This is a genomic window from Pseudomonas sp. R19M (assembly GCF_050312585.1).
Lineage (GTDB): Bacteria > Pseudomonadota > Gammaproteobacteria > Pseudomonadales > Pseudomonadaceae > Aquipseudomonas > Aquipseudomonas palleroniana.
Genome location: NZ_JBNPJV010000093.1, coordinates 205,345 through 220,600, shown reverse-complemented (window position 1 = coordinate 220,600; position 15,256 = coordinate 205,345). Strand labels below are relative to the sequence as shown.

General features: G+C 60.6%; 20 protein-coding genes. 13 read left to right on the top strand and 7 right to left on the bottom strand.

The genetic code is table 11. The features are described 5' to 3' along the window. Window positions 1-157 precede the first annotated feature (157 nt). Entirely contained in the window at window positions 158-2,284 is a 2,127-nt protein-coding gene (locus tag ACQRBT_RS24545) for a TonB-dependent receptor (RefSeq protein WP_412046797.1), read from the bottom strand. 93 nt (window positions 2,285-2,377) lie between these two features. Next, the gene (locus ACQRBT_RS24540) at window positions 2,378-2,767 is read right to left on the bottom strand and encodes a DUF2946 domain-containing protein (RefSeq protein ID WP_060757161.1); all 390 of its coding nucleotides are present in this window, start codon (window positions 2,765-2,767) and stop codon (window positions 2,378-2,380) included. A 93-nt stretch (window positions 2,768-2,860) separates the two neighbouring features. Here ACQRBT_RS24540 and ACQRBT_RS24535 point away from each other — a divergent pair, with 93 nt between their 5' ends. The 5 genes from ACQRBT_RS24535 (at window position 2,861) to ACQRBT_RS24515 (ending at window position 5,841) form a co-directional block, all read left to right on the top strand. Continuing rightward, window positions 2,861-3,298: a DUF3995 domain-containing protein gene (locus tag ACQRBT_RS24535; RefSeq protein WP_161549469.1), complete on the top strand. Its 438-nt coding sequence runs from the start codon at window positions 2,861-2,863 to the stop codon at window positions 3,296-3,298. 111 nt (window positions 3,299-3,409) lie between these two features. Next, window positions 3,410-3,739, top strand: coding sequence for a hypothetical protein (locus ACQRBT_RS24530; protein WP_060757159.1), 330 nt, complete (start codon window positions 3,410-3,412; stop codon window positions 3,737-3,739). Between the two features lie 107 nt (window positions 3,740-3,846). Next, window positions 3,847-4,542, top strand: a complete 696-nt coding sequence (locus tag ACQRBT_RS24525; RefSeq protein WP_412046798.1) for a fumarylacetoacetate hydrolase family protein — start codon at window positions 3,847-3,849, stop codon at window positions 4,540-4,542. 36 nt (window positions 4,543-4,578) lie between these two features. Next, the gene (locus ACQRBT_RS24520; protein WP_104993439.1) at window positions 4,579-5,487 is read left to right on the top strand and encodes a helix-turn-helix transcriptional regulator; all 909 of its coding nucleotides are present in this window, start codon (window positions 4,579-4,581) and stop codon (window positions 5,485-5,487) included. Window positions 5,488-5,580: 93 nt separating this feature from the next. Then, on the top strand, window positions 5,581-5,841 hold the full coding sequence (locus ACQRBT_RS24515) for a hypothetical protein (protein WP_060757156.1): 261 nt from the start codon (window positions 5,581-5,583) through the stop codon (window positions 5,839-5,841). 289 nt (window positions 5,842-6,130) lie between these two features. Here the strand turns inward: ACQRBT_RS24515 and ACQRBT_RS24510 are convergent, their stop codons facing one another. Next, entirely contained in the window at window positions 6,131-7,075 is a 945-nt protein-coding gene (locus tag ACQRBT_RS24510) for a sensor domain-containing diguanylate cyclase (RefSeq protein ID WP_090371560.1), read from the bottom strand. 245 nt (window positions 7,076-7,320) lie between these two features. Here ACQRBT_RS24510 and ACQRBT_RS24505 point away from each other — a divergent pair, with 245 nt between their 5' ends. Beyond that, window positions 7,321-7,569, top strand: coding sequence for a DUF1652 domain-containing protein (locus ACQRBT_RS24505; RefSeq protein WP_090371558.1), 249 nt, complete (start codon window positions 7,321-7,323; stop codon window positions 7,567-7,569). On the opposite strand, the gene ACQRBT_RS24500 is transcribed toward ACQRBT_RS24505, so the two are convergent. Next, entirely contained in the window at window positions 7,566-7,706 is a 141-nt protein-coding gene (locus ACQRBT_RS24500) for a hypothetical protein (protein ID WP_178126884.1), read from the bottom strand. The genes ACQRBT_RS24505 and ACQRBT_RS24500 overlap by 4 nt on opposite strands. Before the next feature lie 225 nt (window positions 7,707-7,931). Here ACQRBT_RS24500 and ACQRBT_RS24495 point away from each other — a divergent pair, with 225 nt between their 5' ends. The 4 genes from ACQRBT_RS24495 to ACQRBT_RS24480 are packed head-to-tail and all read left to right on the top strand — an operon-like array spanning window position 7,932 to window position 9,772. Then, window positions 7,932-8,243, top strand: a complete 312-nt coding sequence (locus ACQRBT_RS24495; RefSeq protein WP_060757153.1) for a YXWGXW repeat-containing protein — start codon at window positions 7,932-7,934, stop codon at window positions 8,241-8,243. A gap of 31 nt (window positions 8,244-8,274) precedes the next feature. Next, window positions 8,275-8,853, top strand: a complete 579-nt coding sequence (locus ACQRBT_RS24490) for an RNA polymerase sigma factor (protein ID WP_412046799.1) — start codon at window positions 8,275-8,277, stop codon at window positions 8,851-8,853. After that, the gene (locus tag ACQRBT_RS24485; RefSeq protein ID WP_412046800.1) at window positions 8,850-9,281 is read left to right on the top strand and encodes a hypothetical protein; all 432 of its coding nucleotides are present in this window, start codon (window positions 8,850-8,852) and stop codon (window positions 9,279-9,281) included. The genes ACQRBT_RS24490 and ACQRBT_RS24485 overlap by 4 nt, the downstream gene beginning before the upstream one ends. Continuing rightward, the gene (locus ACQRBT_RS24480; protein ID WP_090371552.1) at window positions 9,278-9,772 is read left to right on the top strand and encodes a periplasmic heavy metal sensor; all 495 of its coding nucleotides are present in this window, start codon (window positions 9,278-9,280) and stop codon (window positions 9,770-9,772) included. Before ACQRBT_RS24485 ends, ACQRBT_RS24480 begins: the two co-directional genes overlap by 4 nt. Before the next feature lie 103 nt (window positions 9,773-9,875). On the opposite strand, the gene ACQRBT_RS24475 is transcribed toward ACQRBT_RS24480, so the two are convergent. Continuing rightward, complete coding sequence (locus ACQRBT_RS24475; protein WP_090371550.1) at window positions 9,876-10,238, bottom strand: NUDIX hydrolase; 363 nt, start codon at window positions 10,236-10,238, stop codon at window positions 9,876-9,878. Between the two features lie 126 nt (window positions 10,239-10,364). On the opposite strand from ACQRBT_RS24475, the gene ACQRBT_RS24470 reads away from it, so the two are divergent. From ACQRBT_RS24470 to ACQRBT_RS24460, 3 genes are all read left to right on the top strand, one after another. Next, window positions 10,365-11,354 carry a Gfo/Idh/MocA family protein gene (locus ACQRBT_RS24470; RefSeq protein ID WP_161549475.1) on the top strand — a complete coding sequence of 330 codons (990 nt, stop codon included), beginning with the start codon at window positions 10,365-10,367 and terminating at the stop codon, window positions 11,352-11,354. 27 nt (window positions 11,355-11,381) lie between these two features. After that, on the top strand, window positions 11,382-12,011 hold the full coding sequence (locus tag ACQRBT_RS24465) for a ribonuclease T2 family protein (protein WP_412046801.1): 630 nt from the start codon (window positions 11,382-11,384) through the stop codon (window positions 12,009-12,011). A gap of 111 nt (window positions 12,012-12,122) precedes the next feature. Beyond that, window positions 12,123-12,710 carry a LysE family translocator gene (locus ACQRBT_RS24460; RefSeq protein ID WP_090371544.1) on the top strand — a complete coding sequence of 196 codons (588 nt, stop codon included), beginning with the start codon at window positions 12,123-12,125 and terminating at the stop codon, window positions 12,708-12,710. Here the strand turns inward: ACQRBT_RS24460 and ACQRBT_RS24455 are convergent. Beyond that, window positions 12,652-13,527, bottom strand: coding sequence for an AraC family transcriptional regulator (locus tag ACQRBT_RS24455; protein WP_090371542.1), 876 nt, complete (start codon window positions 13,525-13,527; stop codon window positions 12,652-12,654). The genes ACQRBT_RS24460 and ACQRBT_RS24455 overlap by 59 nt on opposite strands. Window positions 13,528-13,632: 105 nt before the next feature. Next, window positions 13,633-15,255 carry an ABC transporter ATP-binding protein gene (locus ACQRBT_RS24450; RefSeq protein ID WP_060757144.1) on the bottom strand — a complete coding sequence of 541 codons (1,623 nt, stop codon included), beginning with the start codon at window positions 15,253-15,255 and terminating at the stop codon, window positions 13,633-13,635. Window position 15,256: the final 1 nt, after the last annotated feature.

Below are 15,256 nucleotides of genomic sequence, written 5' to 3'. Positions count from 1 at the left end.
CGGTCCTTCTGAAATACCGTAGCGTCTTTGTTGGGGCGGCTGCGCCATCCAGCGCGGGGCAAGCCCGCTCACTACAGATGATGTGTTCTACATCCCACCCTTTGACTGACTGGCATTAGGGCAAGTCCCCTCCCACATGTTTGATTACATTGCAGGTTCAGAACCGGGTTTGCACTGCCAGCTCGAACGTGCGTGGCGCCCCCAGGTAATACGCCGGCGATACATGGGCAAACTCGGCATACACCTCATTGGTCAGGTTACGCACCCGGCCGGTCACCGAGGTATGGGCGTCCACTTTGTAGCGCAGGAATGTGCCGAACAACGTATAGGCCGGCACCGTGAGGGTATTGGCGTTATCCGCATATACCTCGGCGACGTACCGCGCATCCACACCGCCTTGCCAAGCCTCGGCAAAATCATAAGTCAGCCACAGATTACCGACGCGCTTGGGCACGTTGGTCGGCGTGTTGCCCTTGCGCGATACCACCGCACCGCTGGCAAGTTTCTCATTGAAGTCATCGTACTCGGCATCCACCCAGGCAAAGTTGCCTTCCGCCAACAGTCGGGGCGTGATGCGCAGTGAGCTGGCCAGTTCGATGCCTTTGGACGATTGCGCTCCCACCGGAATGCTGTTGTTCGGATCCAGCGGGTCGGTGACGGCGAAATCCTTGCGCTCGATCCTGTAGGCGGCAACGGTGGCCGAGCCGCGACCGTCCAGGTAGTCGAACTTGCTGCCGACCTCCCACTGCCGGCCGGTGGACACATCGAAGACTTGGGTGGTGGTCGATGGTTGCTCGGCCGCCGTGCTGTATTGCACATACACATTAGCCGACGGGATGAACTGGTAAGTCAGGCCGACGCGGCCGGTCACCGGTTCCCAGCGGCGCTTGAAGTGACGCGGGTTGGTGGCCGTTATCTGGCGGTGGTTGGTCACGTCGAGGTCGATGGCGTCGTAGCGCAGGCCCGTCAGCAACGAGAGTTTATCGGTGAGGCCCAGGCGGTTTTCCGCGAACAGTGCCTGGGTCGTCACTGCATTGGTCTTGTCCGGCACGAACCCTGGCCGGGTACCCGGGATGTCGTAAAAGTGCCCAGGGTCGTAGTGGTTCGGGTCGACCGTGCTTTTACCCGGTACGTTCAGCGGGTGGTTGGTGGTGCTGTTGACCTTGTATTCAAAACCGCCCGACCAGGTGGTCGAAAGCCCCCACAACGTATTGTCATGACGCAGTTCGAACTGGTTGCCGTTCTGCTCACCCTGGTGGCGCACCTGATACGCGGTCGAGCGATTCACGGCGCTGTTGTCGGCGTTGTATTGGTAAGTTTCCAGGTTTCGATAGTCGCGCTGGCTGTCCAGGTGATAGAGGGTGTTTTTCAGCGTGGTGTTGTCGTTGATCCGGTAGTCGATGATCGAGCGCGCCCAGATCGTGCGCTGTTCGTATCGGCCATCGGCGACGTTGTAATTGTTGAAGCGGTTGTGCCGGTCGATCTTCAATTCGCCGGCCTTGGGGTTGAGCACCGGCGTGCCCCAGTAGGGGCTGTCTTCATGCTCATCCTGGTATTCCAGCGCCAGGGTGTGCGACAGGTTGGGCGTCAAGTCGCTGAGCACGGAGAACGCCAGGCTCCAGGCATCGCGCTGGTCGCGGTCGATGTAGCTGTGGTTGGTATTACGGCTGACGTCCAGGCGTGCGTAATGCTGCACCTCGGCTCCGGGTTCGGTCAGGGCGTGGTTGAGGCCCAAGGCCATACCGGCGGTGTCGTAACTGCCGTAGGTGAGCTGGCCTTCAGCCGCCTGTTCTTCGCGGGTTGCCAGTTTGGTCACATAGTTCAACGAGCCGCCCACGGAGCCGGCACCGTTGATCAAGGAGGAGGGCCCGCCGACGAGTTCGACCCGGTCATAGATCCAGGCATCCACTGGCCGCGCCAGGCCGGTGGCGACGTTGATACCGTTGAACATCTGGGTGATCTGGCTGCTGGTAAAGCCCCGATAGGACACAAACCCACCAAACCCCGGCGGTGCGCTGGCGTTGACGCCGGGCAGGGTATTAGCCGCATCGCGGAAGGTCTTGGCGCCATGGCGCTCGATATCATTGCGATTGGCGATGGCCACCGACGCCGGGGTTTCTCGCACACTCAGGCCAAGGCGCGACGCCATGCCGCTGGGCTGATCCAGCGCCAGGCCAGGCTCGGTGCTTTGTTCACCATCAATGGTGGTGGGGGCCAGTTCAAGTGCCCAGCCACAGACAGGCAGGCAGCCGAACAGGCCCGCCAACAGGGGTAAATGTTTCATGGTTGAATCCTGAAAAACTCAGCTTGAAAACAACGCACAGCCGCCCGTAAACCCGAGGGGAACGGTGAGCGGTGCAGATCGGAAAGCGAAGGATCAGGCGACAGCGGGAGGCGCGCGCGGGTGGGCCGTGGGCCAGGTGAAGCGGGCAGGAACGTCAGCGGCAAACACCACAGCCGCAGGCGGCGCGTGCGGTTGTGGCAACACGGCCACATTCAAATGGGTGTTGAGCGCAGGGCCCATGCCGCCGGTGGAGCACAGCGGGCAACCGAACGCCTTGGACAGCGTCGGCAGGTTCTCGTCAGTGGACCGGGTTGGGGTGGGGGCCTGAGTGCGCGGGTCTACCGTACAGAACTGACCACCGATGCCGTTGAGCTGCATCCCCAGCATCTGCCCATGGCCAATACTGCAGGCGAACACATTGAACAGGACGCAGCAGTAGAGCATCCAGGCAATGAGCGAGCGGTCGGTACGGGCAAGTTTCATGGGGCGGCACTTTACCATCAGCCGCCGACGAAATGCCTACAAAAAATCCCAGGGCGACTATCCTGAATCGCACATTTTTGGAGAGAGCCAGCCATGAGCTTTTTCATCGCGCGATGGATCGTTGGCGTATTTACCTGCATCAGCATGGTGCATTTGTACTGGGCCGCCGGTGGCAAACTCGGCATGCTCGCTGCCATTCCTCAACTGCCGGGCGAATTCGCCAGCGGGCCGAGGCCGGCGTTCAAACCCTCGGCGCTGGCCACGCTGCTGGTCGCGATGGGGCTGGTGGCGATTGCGTTACTCGTGTGCTTGCGGGTCGGGTTGTACTTTTCGCCGGTGTCCCACGGAGCGCTGCAGTGGGGCATCAGTGCGATCGCCGTGGTCATGTTCGCCAGGGCAATTGGGGACTCGGAATTGGTGGGTTTTTTCAAGAAAGTGGGCGGGTCGAGGTTTGCACGGTTGGATACGTATGTTTATTCGCCGTTGTGTCTGGTGTTGGGGGTGGGGTTATTGGTGGTGGCGTGGGGGTGATTGATCGAGACGAAAGTAAATGCCGACGCAATAAGGCAATTTAATGGCCCCTTTGTAACAAAATTCTCGCCAGAATCGCTTTTATTTTCAGGTGGTTAGGTGGGGAAGCGAATGCGCACTGTTGGAATCATGCTGATTGCCTGCTCCCTGGCGGGGGGGGCGGCTGCCGTGCAGGCAAGGGAACTGCGCGAGGGTGACAAGTACATGTGCAGTTGGGGCGCCGGTACGGCGGCCAGGGCCCAGGAGCTCAAGTTGGCGGGTGTGTCGTTGTATGCGGCGCGCCAGAAGATCCAGACCATCAAGTTCAGCAAGTCGTGGATGCGCATGATGGCCATGGGCATCACCGAGCAGACCTATGACAGCCGTTCCCGGCTCAAGCCTGAGGTGATTCGCCAGAGCTTCTATCAGGACTGCCTGCGCTACAAGGTGGCGCGCAAGTAGCCCCTGGGCGCTTTGCACCGGGCAGTGCAAAATCTGCGTAAGCCTGTCCAACTTTCCCCGGAGGCCGCTCGCCATACTGGTGCCAGGTAAACCAGGAGGCACAGGCCATGACCGATTACGTATTCCCCCCCGCGCAAACCCCATACCTGGCCATACAGGGCAGCGATGCGCGTTTCCCCCTGCGTCGCGTGTTCTGCGTTGGCCGCAATTACAGCGAACACGCCCGGGAAATGGGGCATGACCCGGATCGCGAGCCGCCGTTCTTCTTCATGAAACCGGCGGATGCGGTGGTGCCGGCCGAAGGTGTGATCGCCTATCCGCCGCTGACCACCGACCTGCACCATGAAGTGGAATTGGTGGTGGCCATCGGCAAGGGCGGGGTGGATATCAGCCCTGATGAAGCTTTTTCCCACATCTGGGGCTATGGCGTGGGGATCGACCTGACGCGCCGCGACCTGCAAGCCCAGGCGAAAAAGCTCTCACGCCCGTGGGAATGGGCCAAAGCCTTCGATGAGTCGGCGCCCAGCACGGCGTTGCAGCCGGTGAGCGCGGTAGGGCACCCGTCCACCGGCAAGATCTGGCTGAAGGTCAATGGCGAACAGCGCCAGCTCGGCGACCTGGCTGACCAGATCTGGTCGGTCAGCGAAGTGATCAGCCACGCCTCCCGATCCGTCGCGCTCAAGGCCGGTGACCTGATCTTCACCGGCACGCCCGCCGGTGTCGGCGCGTTGCAACCGGGCGATACCGTGACGGCCGGCATCGACGGCGTTGGCGAGTTGAGGTTCACCCTCGGCAACGGTTGAGGCTAAAGTGGTGCCCTGGCCACCCGAGACAGCGCTATGCCCGGCACCCGCGTCACCACCTACGGCATGGAACAACGCAGCGACCGCCCCGACTTCTATATCCGCGACAAACGCGGACGGGCGGCGCTGACCAGCCCCCATCGGCACGAATACTTCCAGATCCAGATCAACCTCGGTGGCGACACCGTGCAGCATATCGGTGGGGCGGTGCGACCGTTTCCGCGTAAAGCCCTGGCGTTCATCCTGCCCCATCGCCTGCATGTGATTCCCCATCCTGAGGATGGCGAGTTCATCTTGATCAACTTCAGCCAAGCGTTTTTCCTGCCGCAACTGAGTTGTGATCCGCTGGACCTGGAGGACATTCCTATCGGCCAGGCACCAGAGCTATCGCCGTTTCGCTTTCAGGAGCAACTGGACTTTATCCTCGATGATGCCGCGTTCGAAGAAGTCAAAACCTGGCTGGCCCATATGCGCGCCCTCGACACTCACCGCACTTTTGGTGCCCGCGAGAGGCTCAAGGGCTACCTGTTTCAACTGATTGGCCTGGTCTGTGAGCAGTACGCCGAGCCGCTGCAAGCGTTTGCCGCCAACAACGCTATCCGGCGCGGGCGTAAGGACGCCTTGGCGCGGGTGCAAGGCTATATCCGCGCGCATATCCACGAACCCAGTCTCAACCTGACCGATACCGCCGCCGCCGCATTTCTATCGCCCAACTACCTGACGCACCTGCTGCGCAAGGAAACCGGGAAACCCTTCTCCCAGTGGGTGCTGGACCGCCGCATGCAACTGGCGCGCACGTTGTTGCTGAACAGCACCCAACTGATCGGGGTGATAGCGCAACGTTGCGGGTTTACCGACGAGGCCTACTTCTCCCGCTGCTTCCGCAAGGCCCAGGGCATGACGCCCGGGCAGTTTCGCCGTCAGCAGCAGACAGAAATGTTGTAGTCACACGGTTTTTACAAATCCACGACAATGAGTAGGTTTCAATGTGCATACAATTCGACGCTTCTAGTCACTCCAGCAGGACGCTTGCGAGACATGAATCAACCAGAACCCCCATCCTCAAGCGGCTTTCGCTCTTTTGCGATCGGGGTTGTGTGCGTGGCGGTGCTGTTGGGCACTTATTTCATGCGGCTCAACGCTGAGGTTGACCGAGAGCGGGAGCAGGTTGCGGAGCGTCTGGCTTTCTGCCAGCACCTTGAAAGTGTGACCCGTGTGGCGGCGTCCACGAACCTGGAATCCCCAGAAGCCTGCAAGCAACTCAAAAAACGTTATGCCGAAAGTGTTGCGCCGTTATAACCAATAACCCCAATTACAGAGTGGAAATAAGCGGGCGAAGTGTGCACGCTTAATCAGCGCTTATTGCACCAAAAAGTGGCACTTATGGTGTTGGCCACCTTAAAAAATGTGTGGATATTGAATGACTTACGGCGCTTTTAATCCGACGAAAGGATTAAAATAATCTTGTTGCAGGTTTTAACAACCGTTACTATAGCCGGGCGTTCACCTCCCACGGTTTATGCATTTTTAAATCCCAAGTTTCCATCAGCTACTTGGGATTTTTTTTGCCCGGAATTTGATCTCGGCGTCAAACTTCTATGTCGGCAAACTCTGCTCGCATCCGGCCATTGTGCTTGGCTTGATAGAGCAACTTATCGACGGATTCGACAAACCCCAACACGTTGCTGTCGGGTGTCACGATGTGCGTGCCCACGCCCAGGCTCAACGTCAGCAAGTTCGACACCGGCGAGAACCCGTGCTCGATCTGTTGTTGGCAAATCAAATGCAGGCAACGCTGGGCAACCTGCCGAGCCGATGCGGCGTCGGTTTCCGGCAACAGCCAGACAAACTCCTCGCCGCCGATACGGGCAATGAAATCCCGGGGCCGGTTGGCGGCCTGGGCCAGGGTGCGCGCCACCTGGCGCAGGCACTCGTCGCCCTTGATATGGCCGTAGTGGTCGTTGTACTGCTTGAAGAAATCAATATCGAGGATGAGCAACGACAGCGGCAACCGGCTGCGCAGCGCACTGGCCCATTCCCGTTCCAGCACGGTGTCGAACATGCGGCGGTTGGCGATGCCGGTGAGGCCGTCCTGGAACGAGTACTCCTCCAGTTGTTTTTGCAGGCGGATCAGGTGTTCCTCGGTCTTTTTGCGTTCGCTGATATCGAACATGAAGCCGATCAACGCCTCCACTTCACCGTCCTTGCGCACGACGTGCACCACATCGCGAATCCACACGTAATCGCCATTCACCGTGAGCGCGCGGTAATCGGCCTCGTGGTCGACCCCGGCACGCGATTGCGACACACAGAAATTCACCACATATTCACGGTCGTCCGGGTGCATGCGTTCAACCCAGTCATCCACGCTGACCCAGCTTTGCGGCGTCCAGCCCAATAACGTCTCGATCTGCGGGCCGATATAGCTGAAGGTCATGGTCTGCCAATCAATGCGCCAAGGGATAGCCTTGGTCGACTCCAGCAGGGTCTTGTAGACGTCGCTGTCGGGCAGGCGTGGAGCGTCGATGTTCATGGGCGGCGGCTCGCATGATGGCTAAAAGCCAACAGCGTCTTGTGAGCGAAGCCCTGAGTCAAGCCTTCGCGAAAGCCGCAGACGAGAGGTCGTGTGCTGGGTTTCTGGCGCCAGCACCCCAGCATTTGTTGGGCATAGTGAGGCACAGCTAACACTTTTGAGTTAATTGTTCGGTAGCCGGCAAAAGCTTATCTACGCTGTTTACATCACACATTCAGGGATGCATCCACGGACGGGGCTTTATCATGATTCCGATCGTCGAATTCAACCGCATCATGGCCGCCGGGTTCCTGCCGCTGGCGTGTGATTGCAGCCTCAACAGCGACGGTTCGCTGCGCATTCGCGTGTTCGAGCCGGAGTCCGGCCGTGTCGAGCTGCTGCTGACTCGGGTCTCGCCCCAAGGTCTGGACAGCATCCGTTCCATCTCAAACCTGATTGGCGAGTTGCGCACCGAGATCAAGGCCGGGCGCCGTGGCTTTGCGGTGATGGGTTAGCTGTTGACGGTACTGGTGGTGGGAGTGGCGGCGCCGTAGTAGCGCCAGCAGCAATGCCGGTGTTCCGGCAGGATCACGCAACCGCTGAGGCTCACGATCAACAGGGCGGCGACCAGCATATATAGGCGACGGGACATGATGTTTCCTCTTGGTGTGTTCTGCGTCACTCCTTGAACGCAACCACCGACACAAATCCGTCGCAATGCTTGCAAACTTTTCATCAAGCCCTGTGATTCCCTGGGCAATACTTCCTCTGGGCCACCGTGTGGAAAAAACCTGTTTTTTCTGCGACGGATTTTCCTGCGCCTGGCGTTCAACCCATCAGCAGCGTGCACTTTCGCTCGCCGTATGAAGGAGTTGCCATGAACTCACTGACCCAATTGCGTTGTGCCGTGCTGGCTCCGCTGGCTTTCGCCGCGTTTGTCAGCACCCCGGTTTTCGCCGAGACCGAAGTGATTATCCGCCAGGCACCACCGGCAGAACGTGTCGAAGTGATCCCTGCCGAGCGCCCCGGATACGCCTGGGATCGCGGCCACTGGCGTTGGGAACACGGTGCCTACGCCTGGGTGCCTGGCCACTGGCAACCGGTGATGCGCAATGCCCGGTGGGAGCCTGGGCATTGGGAATCGCGTGGGCCGAACTGGTACTGGCGCGAAGGGCATTGGATTCGCTGAAACCTAACTCCCCGGACCGAGTATTACCCGATTGAAAGACACTGATCCGGACGTTGAGCTACTGGCACGTATCGGCAACAACGAAGCCGCCGCGGTCAATGAAATGGTGACGCGCAAGCTGCCGCGGTTGCTGGCGCTTGCCGGCCGGCTGTTGGGGGATGCCGACGAGGCCAGAGACGTGGCTCAGGAAAGTTTTCTACGAATCTGGCGCCAGGCGGCCAGTTGGCGTGCCGGTGAAGCGCGCTTCGACACTTGGCTGCACCGAGTGGCGCTCAACCTGTGCCATGACCGCTTGCGTCGACGCAGAGAACGCCCGTTGAATGAGGAAGAGGTGCTGGAACTGGCGGACAGCGCACCGTCCCCTGAGGAACAGTTGGAAACCAGCCAGCGCAGCGCCCGTATGGCCGCCGCGTTAGCGGCTTTGCCGGAGCGTCAGCGCGAAGCCATCGTGTTGCAGTATTACCAGGAGCTGTCGAACATCGACGCCGCGGCCCTGATGAATATCAGCGTCGAGGCACTGGAGAGCCTGCTGTCGCGGGCCCGCCGCCAGTTGCGCAGTCAACTTGCCGACACACCCGGGCTCGCCCGCCCAGGAAGGGGAACACCATGACACTTGAACGATTTGCTTATCTGGCCGATGCCTACGGCGCCAGCCTGCACCGCTGGCCCGTTGCCGATCAAGCGGCGGCCCGCGCCTTGCTCGACAGCGGCGACCCTGGCGCCCGCGAAGCACTGAATGCGGCGAGTTGGCTCGATCAGCAGATGGACAGCCATCAGCTGGCGCCCGTCGACCCCGCACTGGTGCGGAAAATTCGTCAGTCGGCTGTGCAACGCAGGTCATTCTGGTCGCGCTATGCCAACTGGTTGTCACCGGCCGGTCTGGTGGGCGTGGGCATTGCCGGTATCGCTGCCGGGGTGCTGGTGGCGTCGATGAGCGTGCCGCTGCCGATGTTGTCATCCGAAGTGTTGCCCAGCGTCTTCGATCAAGGCGATGCCGACGTCGTGTTTACCGTCAACGCCGAGGAAACCGAGCAATGACAGCCAAAACCCTTAAGCCGTGGTTGGTCGTCTCGGTGTTGCTCAACGTATTTTTGATTGGCGGGGTGGCGGGCGGCCTCTATCACTGGATGGCCGTTGCCGCGCCTGCCGAGGCGGTGGTCAACCAGCATGGTCTGCGCCAGGCGATGTTCAAGTTGCCGGTCGAGCGGCGTAAGGAGTTGCGTCAGTTGCTGCGCCACAACCGTGCCGACAGCCAGCCGTTGATCATGGCGGGTCGTGAAGCCCGTCTGGGGGTGATCAAGCAATTGGAGGCGCCGACGCTGGACCGCGCGGTGCTGGTGTCTGAGTTGGCCAAGGCACGTGAGGCGGATGTTGCGCTTCGGGCGTTGGTGGACGATACCTTGGCGCAGTTTGCGAGTAATTTGCCTCAGGATGAGCGGCAGAAATTGGTTGAGGCGCTTTATCAGCGGGGGCAGGGGAAGGCCAGGGATAAGGTGACGCAAGGGCTGGGGAGTAAGCCGCGGTCTTGAGCGGGGTGGCTACCTATCCATTGCTGCGGTAACGGCTGATGGCGCTGCCGCGTTCGTCAATTCCTTTGTCGAACGGCAGGGCGTAGAGGCAGGGATGCAAGGGTCAGAGGCGACGCAGGAAGGCTTTGACGATATGCCGGGTGGCGTTGGTGGTGTCCAGGTCGTCCACGGCGGTGTAGGGGTGCCACCGGCAATCGATGATTTCGTTGCAGGGCCGCGCGTCCGCGAGGTTGATCACGGAGGCTTCAAACACGTGGTGCTCGGTGTCACTGGTTTTCAGTTCTTGCAGGTAGAGCAGGCCGTCGACCTTCAATCCGGTTTCTTCGTGCAACTCCCGTTCGGCCGCGCCCACGGGGCGTTCGCCGGGTTCGACCTTGCCGCCCGGCAAGGCCCATTTTGATCGGACTTTGCGCACGAAGAGGATATGCCCCTCATGTGCGCAAATGACGGTTGCGCGTGTTTTCAATGTGTGAAGCTCCGTAGCGAGATGGCTGTCATCAAAGTGTAATGCAATTGTCATGCTGGGCGGCTGTGGCACTTGCATCAGGGGATGTGGATACTGCTCGCTGGACAACACGGACGAGGAAGGCAGATGAGTACCGTACGCTGGGGCATGATCGGCTGTGGCAGTGTCACTGAGTTAAAGAGTGGACCCGCTTTCTACAAAGCGCCAGGTTCGGCGCTGGTGGCGGTGATGGGGCGACGTGTCGAAGCGGTGCGCGATTATGCGGCACGCCATGGCATCGCTCGCTACTACACCGACGCCCAGGCGTTGATCAACGACCCCGAGGTGGATGCGGTGTACATCGCCACACCGCCCGACAGCCATCTTGAATACAGCCTGATGGTGGCGGCAGCCGGCAAGCATTGTTGCGTCGAGAAACCCATGTCGTTGAATGCCGGGCAGAGCGCGTTGATGCAGCGCACGTTCGAGCGCGCCGGGCTGCATTTGTTTGTGTCCTACTATCGACGCTCCTTACCGCGCTTCCAGCAAGTGCGCGATTGGCTGCAGACCGGGCGCATCGGTGAGTTGCGTCATCTGACCTGGACCCTGTGCAAGCCGGCCGCCGCAGCGGATACCAACCCGGCCAACTGGCGCACCGACCCGGCGATTGCCGGTGGTGGCTACTTTGCCGATCTGGCCAGCCATGGTTTTGACCTGTTTCAGTACCTGGCCGGGGATATTGTCGACGTGGCCGGGTTCACCGCGCGCCAGGCCGGCCGTTATGCCGCGGAGGACGCGGTGACCGCCAGCTGGCGCTTCGCTTCGGGTGCGCTGGGCATGGGCGCCTGGAACTTTGTGGCGGACCGGCGCGAAGACCGGGTCGAGTTGATCGGCAGCCATGGGCGCATCTGCTTTTCGGTGTTCGAAGACCAGCCGATACGTCTTGAAGCGCAGGCCCATGAAGTGCTGACCGTGCCGTGCCACGCGCATATCCAATGGCATCACGTGCTGGGCATGAATGCGCATATTCGCGGGGAGGCGCAGCACCCCTCGTTGGCCATCGAAGCATTGAAGACCGATCAAATCCTTGACCAGGTGTTGCAACGTAACCCCGTTCATCCCGAGTCGTCGTACTAAAGTCAGCTTTTTTCAAGGAACACGCAGATGAAATACTGGATGTTGTTATGGCTGGTGCTGGCCACGGGGGCCGTGGCGGCTCCGCGCAGCCAAGGGCAGGCGGGGGAGTTTGATTTTTATGTGTTGTCGTTGTCGTGGTCGCCGACCTTTTGCCTGACGCACCCGGACAACGAGCAGTGTTCGGGCAAGGGGTACGGCTTTGTACTGCACGGTTTGTGGCCGCAATACGCACGGGGCGGGTGGCCGGCCTCGTGCGACTCGCCGTCGTCGCTGAACCGCCAAGCCATGGACAAGGGCGCCACGTTGTTCCCCAGCCGTTCACTGATCAAGCATGAATGGGCCAAGCATGGCACGTGCTCCGGGCTTGAGCCGCTGGCCTATCTGGAAAAGGCCGACGCCGCGCTGGGGGTGGTGAATATTCCGCCACAGCTGCAGCCGCTCAACTCGCCGGCGTCATTGCCGGCCCAAGCGATCGAGGCGTTGTTTCGCGAAAGCAACCCACGCATGGGCAGCCACGGGCTGGCGGTGATCTGTAAAGGCAAGGTGCTGTCGGAAGTGCGCGTGTGCCTGACCAAGGATCTGGCGTTCGCCGGCTGCCCGCGCAGCGTCAAGACCCAGTGCCGTGACGGGGATATCCGCATTCCTTCACAGCGTTGAAGCAACAGCGCCTTGCTGTTCGGCGCCAGAGGGTGATTTTCTTCAATACCGCGCGTGCCTTGCCCTTTAACGTGACGGCATCTTGATCGTCACCACCTAAAGGGAATCGCAATGAGCTTGATCATTTCCATGGCCGCCTTCGCCTTGGCGACCTCCATTACGCCGGGCCCGGTCAATGTGGTCGCCTTGAGTTCCGGTGCGCGCTTCGGTTTCGTCGCCAGTCAGAAGCATGTATTTGGCGCCGCCGTGGGTTTTACTTTGTTGCTGGTGCTGATCGGCCTCGGGTTGCATGAAGTGCTGTTGCGCTGGCCCATCCTCACCCAATTGATTCAGTGGGGCGGTGTGGCCTTCCTGCTGTACATGGCCTGGAAACTGGCCGTGGACGATGGCCGGTTGGATGCTGAGGGTACGGCTACCGCACCGTCGATGCTGTATGGCGCAATCATGCAGTGGCTCAACCCGAAAGCCTGGTTGGCCTGTGTCGCGGGCATGGGCTTGTTTGTGGCCGATGGCGACGCCGCGCAGGTCTGGCTGTTCGCGGCGCTCTATCTGGTGATCTGCTACCTGTCGGTGGCGTGCTGGGCCTATGCCGGCACGTTCTTGCGTCGCTACCTCGGCAACCCGCAGGGTGTGCGCCTGTTCAACCGTTCAATGGCCGCGTTGCTGGTGGCCAGTGTGGGTTATTTGCTGATGGCTTGAGCCGGTCGCGGTACTGGCCAGGCGTGGCGGCGAAGTGCTGTTTGAAGGCGCGCTGGAAATGCGCCTGGTCGGCAAAGCCCGCCGCCAGGGCCACATCGGCAATCAGCTTGCCCTGGCGCAGTTGGGCGCGGGCAAACTGGATGCGTTGGTTGATCAGGAAGGCATGGGGCGTCAGCCCGTAATACTGCTTGAAGGCGCGGATCAGGTACGAGGGCGACAGCTCGGCGGCCAGGCAGATGTCTTCCAGTTTCAAGGCTTGCGTGCAGTGCGTGCGAATGTAGTCGGCCGCCCGTTCCAGCTTGTGGTTGACCTCGCGTACCGGAGTGTCCGCAGGGTTGAGGCGCTGTTGGACTTCGGTGAAATAACTCACCAGCGCGCTTTGTTTTTGCAGATGTTCAGCCTGTGTATCCACCAGTATCCGGTACAACTCCAGCAGGCCGCGATACAGCAGCGGATCGCGCACGTAGGGCGTGTTGAACGGCCGGTAACCCTGGTCGGTGCTGAAGCCCAGTTGGTACTGCAGGTCAGTCAGCCAGGGCGTATCGATGTACAGCATCTGATAAGACCACGGCTCATTGTCGATGGGGTTGCAGGCATGCACATCGCCGGGGTTCATCAGGACCACCGTACCCGCGTCGATCTCGAACGTCTGTGTACCGTAGTGGTAATAGCTGCGTCCGGTGGTGATTGCCCCAATCGAAAAATGCTCGTGCGCATGCCGGCTGTAGGTCACCTTGCGCCCGTCCGCAATAGTGCGCGCCTCAATGAACGCCAACGCAGGGTCACGCCAGAAAAACGGTGCTGTAGCGGCGGTCATGGCAGGCGCTCCCTGAAAGAATTGGAATGAGCAGGCAACAGCCTCATACAAAAGGTGGGCTTATTCAAGCCTTGCGCATCACACGATACGCTGCCACGCAGTGCTCTATTGGCCTGACTGATTAACGGGCGGTGGCACCAGGAACGCCGCCTCCAGCAATTGCCGGGTATACGCATGCTGCGGATCGGCAAAAATCGTCCCGGCTTCACCTTGTTCCACCACCTGCCCATGCTTGACCACCATCAGTTGGTGGCTCAACGCCTTCACCACCGCCAAGTCATGGCTGATAAACAGGTAAGTCAGGTTGTACTTGGCCTGCAGGCTGCGCAACAACTCGACCACTTGGCGCTGCACCGTGCGGTCCAATGCCGAGGTGGGTTCGTCCAGCAGGATCAGGCGCGGCTTGAGCACCAGGGCGCGGGCGATGGCGATGCGTTGGCGCTGGCCACCGGAGAACTCGTGGGGGTAGCGATGACGGGATTCCGGGTCCAGGCCGACTTCCTTGAGTGCGGCAATAATCGCCGCCTCCTGTTCAGCCGGCGTGCCCATCTTGTGAATACGCAAGCCTTCGCCGACGATTTCGCTGACGCACATACGCGGGCTCAGGCTGCCGAACGGGTCCTGGAACACCACCTGCATTTCCCGCCGCAGCGGGCGCACCTGTTGCTGGCTGAGCTTGTCCAACTGCTGGCCTTCAAAGCGAATGCCGCCCTGGCTGCCGATCAGCCGCAAGATCGCCAGGCCCAGGGTCGATTTGCCTGAGCCGCTCTCGCCGACAATGCCCAGGGTCTGCCCCTGGGGCAGGTTGAAATGGATACCATCCACCGCCTTGACGTAATCGACGGTGCGGCGCAAAAAGCCTTTCTTGATCGGGAACCAGACCTTGAGGTCATCGACTTCCAGCAACGGCGGCCCGACTTCATTGGCAACCGGCCCGCCGCTGGGCTCGGCGGCCAGCAGCTCCTGGGTGTAGGGGTGGCGGGGCGACTGGAACAGTGTCTCGCAGTCGGCTTGTTCAACGATGCAACCTTGCTGCATCACGCACACCCGGTGAGCGATGCGTCGCACCAGGTTCAAGTCGTGGCTGATCAGCAGCAACGCCATGCCCAGGCGCGCTTGCAGTTCTTTGAGCAACTCGAGGATCTTCAACTGCACCGTGACGTCGAGGGCCGTGGTCGGTTCGTCGGCGATCAACAGCTCCGGCTCGTTGGCCAACGCCATCGCGATCATCACCCGTTGGCGTTGGCCGCCGGACAACTCGTGGGGCAGGGCCTTGAGGCGCTTGTGCGGCTCGGGAATGCCCACCAGTTCAAGCAATTCCAGGGTTCGCCGGGTGGCGACTTTGCCGGTCAGCCCCTTGTGCAGGCCAAGCACTTCGTTGATCTGCTTCTCGATGGAGTGCAGCGGGTTCAACGAGGTCATCGGTTCCTGGAAGATCATCGCGATGCGGTTGCCGCGAATATGCCGGATGGTTTTTTCCTTGAGCGTGAGCAAGTCTTGCCCAGCATAGGCAATGGTACCCGATGGATGCCGCGCCAGCGGGTAGGGCAGCAGGCGCAGGATCGAGTGAGCGGTCACCGACTTGCCCGAGCCGCTTTCGCCGACCAGGGCCAGGGTTTCGCCACGCTTGATATCGAAGCTGACGTTGTTCACCACGCGGTGATGGTGATTGCCCGTGACGAACTCGACGCTGAGGTCGCGGACTTCGATCAGATTGTCCTGGTTCATC

What these genes read in the sequence shown, in the direction of transcription:
- ACQRBT_RS24545 (WP_412046797.1), bottom strand. Translation starts at nt 2,284, where the DNA reads ATGAAACATTTACCCCTGTTGGCGGGCCTGTTCGGCTGCCTGCCTGTC.
- ACQRBT_RS24540 (WP_060757161.1), bottom strand. Translation starts at nt 2,767, where the DNA reads ATGAAACTTGCCCGTACCGACCGCTCGCTCATTGCCTGGATGCTCTAC.
- ACQRBT_RS24535 (WP_161549469.1), top strand. Translation starts at nt 2,861, where the DNA reads ATGAGCTTTTTCATCGCGCGATGGATCGTTGGCGTATTTACCTGCATC.
- ACQRBT_RS24530 (WP_060757159.1), top strand. Translation starts at nt 3,410, where the DNA reads ATGCGCACTGTTGGAATCATGCTGATTGCCTGCTCCCTGGCGGGGGGG.
- ACQRBT_RS24525 (WP_412046798.1), top strand. Translation starts at nt 3,847, where the DNA reads ATGACCGATTACGTATTCCCCCCCGCGCAAACCCCATACCTGGCCATA.
- ACQRBT_RS24520 (WP_104993439.1), top strand. Translation starts at nt 4,579, where the DNA reads ATGCCCGGCACCCGCGTCACCACCTACGGCATGGAACAACGCAGCGAC.
- ACQRBT_RS24515 (WP_060757156.1), top strand. Translation starts at nt 5,581, where the DNA reads ATGAATCAACCAGAACCCCCATCCTCAAGCGGCTTTCGCTCTTTTGCG.
- ACQRBT_RS24510 (WP_090371560.1), bottom strand. Translation starts at nt 7,075, where the DNA reads ATGAACATCGACGCTCCACGCCTGCCCGACAGCGACGTCTACAAGACC.
- ACQRBT_RS24505 (WP_090371558.1), top strand. Translation starts at nt 7,321, where the DNA reads ATGATTCCGATCGTCGAATTCAACCGCATCATGGCCGCCGGGTTCCTG.
- ACQRBT_RS24500 (WP_178126884.1), bottom strand. Translation starts at nt 7,706, where the DNA reads ATGTCCCGTCGCCTATATATGCTGGTCGCCGCCCTGTTGATCGTGAGC.
- ACQRBT_RS24495 (WP_060757153.1), top strand. Translation starts at nt 7,932, where the DNA reads ATGAACTCACTGACCCAATTGCGTTGTGCCGTGCTGGCTCCGCTGGCT.
- ACQRBT_RS24485 (WP_412046800.1), top strand. Translation starts at nt 8,850, where the DNA reads ATGACACTTGAACGATTTGCTTATCTGGCCGATGCCTACGGCGCCAGC.
- ACQRBT_RS24480 (WP_090371552.1), top strand. Translation starts at nt 9,278, where the DNA reads ATGACAGCCAAAACCCTTAAGCCGTGGTTGGTCGTCTCGGTGTTGCTC.
- ACQRBT_RS24470 (WP_161549475.1), top strand. Translation starts at nt 10,365, where the DNA reads ATGAGTACCGTACGCTGGGGCATGATCGGCTGTGGCAGTGTCACTGAG.
- ACQRBT_RS24465 (WP_412046801.1), top strand. Translation starts at nt 11,382, where the DNA reads ATGAAATACTGGATGTTGTTATGGCTGGTGCTGGCCACGGGGGCCGTG.
- ACQRBT_RS24460 (WP_090371544.1), top strand. Translation starts at nt 12,123, where the DNA reads ATGAGCTTGATCATTTCCATGGCCGCCTTCGCCTTGGCGACCTCCATT.
- ACQRBT_RS24455 (WP_090371542.1), bottom strand. Translation starts at nt 13,527, where the DNA reads ATGACCGCCGCTACAGCACCGTTTTTCTGGCGTGACCCTGCGTTGGCG.
- ACQRBT_RS24450 (WP_060757144.1), bottom strand. Translation starts at nt 15,255, where the DNA reads ATGAACCAGGACAATCTGATCGAAGTCCGCGACCTCAGCGTCGAGTTC.